Source organism: Vibrio sp. AND4 (genome assembly GCF_000171815.1).
Lineage (GTDB): Bacteria > Pseudomonadota > Gammaproteobacteria > Enterobacterales > Vibrionaceae > Vibrio.
Genome location: NZ_ABGR01000054.1, coordinates 1 through 6,907, shown reverse-complemented (window position 1 = coordinate 6,907; position 6,907 = coordinate 1). Strand labels below are relative to the sequence as shown.

General features: G+C 45.9%; 8 protein-coding genes. 6 read left to right on the top strand and 2 right to left on the bottom strand.

Features of this window, described 5'->3' with window-relative positions; genetic code table 11:
- On the bottom strand, positions 1-764 hold a 764-nt coding region (locus tag AND4_RS18110), incomplete at its 3' end, for an alpha/beta fold hydrolase (protein WP_009844435.1).
- Positions 765-829: 65 nt separating this feature from the next.
- Between AND4_RS18110 and rhtB the strand changes: the two genes are divergently transcribed.
- From rhtB to arsJ, 6 genes are all read left to right on the top strand, one after another.
- Positions 830-1,444, top strand: a complete 615-nt coding sequence (gene rhtB / locus AND4_RS18105) for a homoserine/homoserine lactone efflux protein (RefSeq protein ID WP_009844434.1) — start codon at positions 830-832, stop codon at positions 1,442-1,444.
- Positions 1,445-1,472: 28 nt separating this feature from the next.
- On the top strand, positions 1,473-2,696 hold the full coding sequence (locus tag AND4_RS18100; protein WP_009844433.1) for an EAL and HDOD domain-containing protein: 1,224 nt from the start codon (positions 1,473-1,475) through the stop codon (positions 2,694-2,696).
- Between the two features lie 102 nt (positions 2,697-2,798).
- Positions 2,799-3,134, top strand: a complete 336-nt coding sequence (locus tag AND4_RS18095) for a metalloregulator ArsR/SmtB family transcription factor (protein ID WP_009844432.1) — start codon at positions 2,799-2,801, stop codon at positions 3,132-3,134.
- A 27-nt stretch (positions 3,135-3,161) separates the two neighbouring features.
- On the top strand, positions 3,162-4,163 hold the full coding sequence (locus AND4_RS18090; protein ID WP_009844431.1) for an ArsJ-associated glyceraldehyde-3-phosphate dehydrogenase: 1,002 nt from the start codon (positions 3,162-3,164) through the stop codon (positions 4,161-4,163).
- Positions 4,164-4,174: 11 nt separating this feature from the next.
- Positions 4,175-4,669: a cyclin-dependent kinase inhibitor 3 family protein gene (locus tag AND4_RS18085; RefSeq protein ID WP_009844430.1), complete on the top strand. Its 495-nt coding sequence runs from the start codon at positions 4,175-4,177 to the stop codon at positions 4,667-4,669.
- 258 nt (positions 4,670-4,927) lie between these two features.
- Positions 4,928-6,145 carry an organoarsenical effux MFS transporter ArsJ gene (gene arsJ, locus AND4_RS18080; RefSeq protein ID WP_009844429.1) on the top strand — a complete coding sequence of 406 codons (1,218 nt, stop codon included), beginning with the start codon at positions 4,928-4,930 and terminating at the stop codon, positions 6,143-6,145.
- Positions 6,146-6,230: 85 nt separating this feature from the next.
- Here the strand turns inward: arsJ and AND4_RS18075 are convergent, their stop codons facing one another.
- Positions 6,231-6,704 carry a cystatin domain-containing protein gene (locus tag AND4_RS18075; protein WP_009844428.1) on the bottom strand — a complete coding sequence of 158 codons (474 nt, stop codon included), beginning with the start codon at positions 6,702-6,704 and terminating at the stop codon, positions 6,231-6,233.
- Between the last annotated feature and the right edge of the window lie 203 nt (positions 6,705-6,907).

Below are 6,907 nucleotides of genomic sequence, written 5' to 3'. Positions count from 1 at the left end.
AGTAAAATACATTGTTTTGCTGCCATCAAGCCTTGCCATACCCAGCGCGCGCTCGGGCCACCGACTTGCAGTTCAGGTTTATCGCGGTATAAACCACGGAACCAATGATAACGATCGTAGCTTTGGCTAAGTGGATTATTTTCAAACGGTTTTGAATGGTATTTCTGCTGACCTGGTGCGTAGTTTGGCTGTAGGGAAACTGCCGCAAGGATTTGTGAAAGCGGGATCGCGATAGGGCTAAGATAACAAGGCAAGTTGATACCAAACATGGGTGAACTCAGTATCAAACCATCAAAGTTGTGTTCTGGATGGGTTTGCAGGTAGCGGGTGGCGATCGCTCCCCCCATTGAGTGGGCAATGATAAAACGCTGGTGGTATTCGCTTAAATTAAGGTGCTTTAACACCAATTCCATATCTTCAATGTAATCATTAAAGTCATAGACGTGACCCATGTCTGAGTCAGGTATTAGGCGATCTGATAAACCTTGTCCTCGATGGTCAAACGAGAAAACGTCATAACCTTGCCGATACAGATCATAGAACAACTCTTGGTACTTCCAGCAAGCTTCAATGCGGCCGTTGACAATCAGTACAGCTTTTGTGTGCTTGGGGTTGGTGAGTTTACACCAGTAGATTTTCTTTTTCTCGGTCCCTTTTATGAAGCCTTCTTGGCGTTCTTGCCACAGTGCCGCGATCGGGCCACCTATTGCTTGCTCAAATAAAGCCTCTTGAGTATAAGTCAAAGGTGAATGGTTAATAGCCATTGGTCGATTACCTGAAGATGCGTTGTTTACGCGCTGTATCATCGAAGAATTATTGAGGAAATGCAATGGATACCCACGTTTGGTTAGCCTATGTAGTAACAGCAATTGTTTTTAGTTTGGCTCCGGGATCAGGTACCGTCAACTCAATCAGTAACGGGTTGAGTTACGGTACGCGCAAGTCATTAGGTGCCATCGTTGGTTTGCAAATCGGTTTGGCTATTCATATTGCGCTAGTCGGTGCTGGTATTGGTGCTTTGGTGGCGCAATCGGCAATGGCATTTACTGCGATTAAGTGGGTTGGTGCTGCTTACCTTGTGTGGCTTGGTATTCAAAAGTGGCGTGATACGTCCGGCTTGGTTGCAACCGAAAGTCACCAAGGCATATCAGGTACTGCTCTGTTGTATAAAGCTATTTTTATCAACCTTACCAACCCGAAATCGATTGTGTTCTTGGTGGCATTGTTCCCGCAGTTTATTGATCCAATGAAAGACCAGTTGACTCAGTTGTTGGTCTTGGGTGTGACCACGGTGACGATTGATGCGTTTGTGATGTTGGGGTACACCACTTTGGCCGCAAAATTGGGACGATTTATTCGCTCAGAGAAGATTATGGGCAAAATTAATAAAGTATTCGGTTCACTGTTCATGGGATGTGGTGCATTATTAGCGGCTGCTAAGTGATAAATTATAAAAAGCACAGTAATTTCGAATGAAAAATGCGTATGTTGCCCGCCAGCCTATCTTTAACTGTAAAAGACAGACGCTGGGATATGAGTTGTTGTTCCGTGACGGTGAAAGTAATGCCTATCCTGCACACATCGATTCAAACAGGGCAACGTACCGATTGATTGTAGAGAACTTCCTCTCTGTCGGAACTAATCCGATGATTGAATCGTCACGCTGCTTTATTAATTTTCCTCAACAAAGCTTATTGCGCCGTTTACCAAGAAGTTTGCCGAAAAGCAAAATTGTGGTTGAGGTGCTAGAAACCTGCCAACCGACTGATGAATTGTTCGAAGCCATTCGCGAGCTTTATTGTGAAGGTTATTTGATCGCGCTCGACGATTTCACCCTGACTGATGATTGGCGTCGATTTCTACCTTATGTCCATATCGTAAAACTCGATATTATGGCGATGGGGTTGGAAAAAGCCTGTGATTTGGTGAAGCTGCATACCCAAAGTCGCTGTAAATACCGTTTCTTGGCTGAGCGAGTAGAGACCAAAGCTGAGTTTGAAGCGGCGAAAAAAGCGGGCTTTAAACTTTTCCAAGGTTTCTTCTTCAGCAAGCCTGAAGTGATGCAGACTAAATACGTGAGTCCAGAGCAAGTTCTGGCGATTAGACTGTTTCGAGAAGTAAGTGCACCTGATCCGGATTTTGGCCGGATTGAGAACATCATTACTCAAGATGCTACGCTGTCTTATAAGCTGCTGCGCTTTGTTAACACACAATCAACTACATTGGAAGTGGCCATCACTTCATTTCGTCAAGCCTTGATTTATTTGGGACAAGAGAAGCTTAAGATGTTTGTTTCGCTAGTGGCGGCGTCTTATATCTCAGGGAGCAAGCCGAGCGAACTATACAACTTGTCACTGCAACGCGCTCAATTCTGCGAAGCCATGTCGCGCTATCGGCCTTTTTCCCAGCTTAATGAGCAGGGTTTTATGATCGGCTTGTTATCGATACTTGATGCGATACTCGATTTGTCTGTCGAATCTTTAGTTGGGCAACTACCACTCAGCCCTTCCGTACAGCAAGCGCTCTTGCACCGCCAAGGTGAATACGGGACGTTGTTGGCAATCGAAGAATGCTACGAGCGTGCCGATTGGGAGGGTGTGGAGCAATTCTCTCAGCAACTCGGCCTTTCAATAGAAGATGTGACATCTGAACTAGGCGAAGCTGTTCGCTGGAGTCAGAACTTCGTTAGCGCATAATCAGAGCAAAAATTAAACTTTTATTACTGTTCAGCTTGACTACTTGACGCTTCCCTCATTTTGGATAAATATATACGCATATCCATATATAGGTATGTATTTATGCTTCCACATCAGTTCTTCAAACTTCTTTCCGATGAGACTCGCGTGCGCTGCTTAATGCTGGTGGCTCGCGAAGGGGAAATCTGTGTTGGCGATTTGGTTCATGCATTACAAGAGAGTCAGCCAAAGATTTCTCGCCATCTGGCTCAGCTAAGAGCAAATAGCATCTTGGTAGATAAGCGTCATGGGCAGTGGGTGTATTACGAGCTGTCCGAGCAATTACCGGGATGGATGAAAAAATTGATTGATGACTTGGTGGCTTCGAACTGCCTAAAGAAAGCGTACCAAGACGATATTTCACGTTTGCAAGACAAAGCTCGTGCAGCGTGCTGTTAACCAGCGAAAGCTTAAAGGTAGAAGATTATGACGATTAAAGTAGGGATTAACGGTTTCGGTCGAATTGGTCGTTTGGCATTACGCGCTGCGTTTGATTGGCCAGAGCTAGAGTTCGTCCACGTCAACGATGTCGCGGGTGATGCTGCGACTCTTGGCCACTTACTTGAGTTCGATTCCGTTCAAGGTCGTTGGAGCCATGCAGTGCAAGTCGATGGCACTGACATGATGATCAACGGTAAACGTATTAGCACTTCACAAGAGAGTGATATCGATGCGGTGAATTGGGGGCAATGTGATGTTGTGATTGAAGCAACAGGCGTTCATCGTACAACGTCATTCCTAAATAAATACCTTGAGCAAGGCGTAAAACGCGTTGTGGTTAGCGCGCCAGTGAAAGAAGACGGCGTAGCAAACATCGTCGTCGGTGTGAACGACCACATCTTCGACCCTGTGTTGCATCGTATCGTGACCGCAGCGTCATGCACAACCAACTGTATTGCACCCGTAGTGAAAGTGATCCACGAAAAACTGGGCATCGAACAATCGTCATTTACGACTATTCACGATTTAACCAACACACAAACCATTCTGGATGCGCCACACAAGGACCTACGTCGTGCGCGTGCATGTGGCATGAGCCTGATCCCAACCACAACGGGCAGTGCAAAAGCGATTGTGGAAATCTTCCCAGAATTGAAAGATAAGATTAATGGCCATGCAGTTCGTGTTCCTTTAGCAAATGCTTCTCTGACAGACATTATTTTCGATGTGAAACGTGATACCACAGCAGAAGAAGTGAACGCGTTACTAAAGGAAGCCTCTGAGAGCGAGTTACAAGGTATCCTTGGCTTCGAAGAGCGCCCATTGGTATCGATTGATTATAAGGGAGACCAACGTTCCACGATTGTCGATGCGCAATCAACCATGGTAGTGGGCTCTCGCATGGTGAAGATCTACGCTTGGTACGATAACGAAATGGGTTACGCAACGCGCACCGCAGAATTGGTTCGTAATGTTGGTATGGCATAAGGAGTTTTAAAATGTCTCATCCTACATGGCAATTAGATTTAGATACGGGTGCTTTGGTGCTGACGCCATGCCCTGGCACTAAAGGTGTGGAGCTACAAGCTTCATTAGAGCAGTTACAACAACAAGGCGTAGAAGCGATTGTTACTGCCCTTGATAATGCTGAACTAGCGTCCAAAGATGTGTCTGCATTGGGCGAATTAACCCAACAGTTAGGCATGAAATGGTTCCAAATTGAGATTGAAGATGACTGTGCTCCGGGCGAAGAGTTCGCTGCAAAATGGTCACAAGCGAGTCCTAAACTGCACGCGACTCTTGCTCAAGGTGGCAAAGTTGCAATGCACTGCATGGGTGGCTCTGGTCGCACAGGTTTGTTTGCTGCGCACCTACTGCTAGAGAAAGATTGGGCGCTAGAAGACATCGTACGTGAAGTGCAAGCGCTGCGCCCTGGTGCTTTCACAAAGCCAGTACAAGTTGAGTACATCGAACGTGTAGCTCAAAACGCTTGATCAGCTTATAGAGCTTTTGGAACATCATGATCTAAAAGCTCTCTTTATGCCGTAATAGCTTACCAACTTATGTGATTCTTGTTTATTGCTTTTAAATTTAAACTATTGTTTATTAATAAATAATATTTAGATTTCTCATCGGTTCTTGTTTCACAATTTAGCGCCAGTATTGAGATGGCTCAATGCTGGTGTTCAGGTCATAGAGCATTTGGAACATCATGGTCTAAATACTCTTAACGCTGTACATCTGAGGTCGTTATGATTTCAAAACTAAGCAAAAGTATTCGTCAGTATATGTTGGTGACGTTCAATTATTGGAACTTCACTTTGACGGATGGCGCACTACGTATGCTGGTGGTGCTTTACTTCCATGACTTAGGCTACTCAAGTTTCGCCATTGCTTCGTTGTTCCTTTTCTATGAATTTTTTGGCGTAGTGACCAACTTGGTTGGTGGCTGGTTAGGTGCTCGACTTGGTTTGAACAAAACCATGAATGTCGGCTTAGGGATGCAGATTTTTGCCTTGCTGATGTTGGCTGTCCCTAATGCTTGGTTGACCATTCCTTGGGTAATGGCGGCGCAGGCAATCTCGGGTATTGCCAAAGACTTAAATAAGATGAGTGCCAAGAGCGCGATCAAAACTTTGGTGCCAGATGAGCAGCAAGGTGCACTGTACAAGTGGGTTGCGATCTTAACGGGCTCGAAGAATGCGTTGAAAGGTGCGGGCTTCTTCGTTGGTGGTTTGCTGCTCTCAGCGTTTGGTTTTCAAACTTCAATGATCATCATGGCAGGTGTGCTGGCTGTTGTGTTTGTATGCAGCTTGATCTGGCTAGAAGCGGATATGGGTAAGGCGAAGAGCAAACCTAAGTTTCGTCAGATTTTTTCTAAGTCAGAATCGGTGAACATTCTTTCCGCTGCACGTATGTTCCTATTTGGCGCTCGTGACGTGTGGTTTGTAATAGCACTTCCTATTTACCTTGGCAGCGTATTTGGTTGGGATCATTTGATGGTGGGCGGCTTCCTTGCGGCTTGGGTGATCGCTTACGGATTTGTTCAAGGCTTTGCGCCCCGAATTACAGGTAAAGCACAAGGTCGAGTGCCAGATGGCAACGCGGCTCTTATTTGGGCGGGTACCCTTGCGGTGATTACTGGTGCGGTTGCTTATGGCGTGCAAACCAGTTGGCAACCAGAGCTTGTTATTGTCGTGGGTTTGATGATTTTTGGGGCAGTGTTTGCAGTGAATTCATCTCTGCACTCTTACCTGATCGTCAGTTACGCGAAAGGCGATGGCGTGTCACTGGATGTCGGTTTTTACTACATGGCGAATGCACTAGGCCGCTTGATTGGTACGGTCCTATCTGGTTGGGTATACCAAGAGGCGGGGTTAGCGGCGTGTTTGTGGGTCTCTTTTGTCTTCTTAACGCTGACGACAGTCATTTCGATTAAGCTACCGAGAGCTAACGTCGCCCCGGTATAGCCCAGTTTACGGCGCAGATAAAACTGGCTTCGTACGGAAAGCTATATTTATCTGCGCTTTTGTATCGTAAATCAGCAAGCCTGATTTATGGGCAAATGCGACCTTGTTGTGCTGGTTGAGTTATTTTCATCTCATCATTCAGTGAGCGATAAACGATAGTGTTCCAAACTTCACCGTTGTCCATTTCGAATTCAATCGCATAGTTGATGCCACTCACGACTTGAGTACGTACGCTCAAGATTTGTTTCAGCTTAGCTGAAGTATTCATCTGACCGAGAACAAAATCGAGTGCCTGTTGAGCTTTAGGCGTTACTTCAGCTTGTGACCAGCCGCCAGTCAGGTTTGCCGCGCTGCAGATCGGGTTCGCTTCTGGTTGTGTTGCTGCCACGGTCGTTTCCGGTTGTGACTGAGTTGCAGCCACGGTCGCTTCCGGTTGTGGTTGTGTTGCAGCCGCAGTCTCTTCCGGTTGTGATTGTGTTGGTGCCACGGTCTCTTCCTTTTGATTGCATCCAGCTAAAGCCACGACGCAAACTAGTGACGCCAATATTGTTTTCTTCATAAATATCTCTCTTAATGATCGCTTTCACACCCGAGAAAGCTTAGGGCTAGCTATCCCATTTGTACAATCGGATTTGTCATTAGCCATTGTGCAACTCAATGATATTAGTGCGTCATCGCTGAGTTAGAAATAAGCAAAAACAGGTTGTTAACTATTTTACTGGATGAAAATTACCCTATTCTAGGGGCGTGAGGTAACGCAAT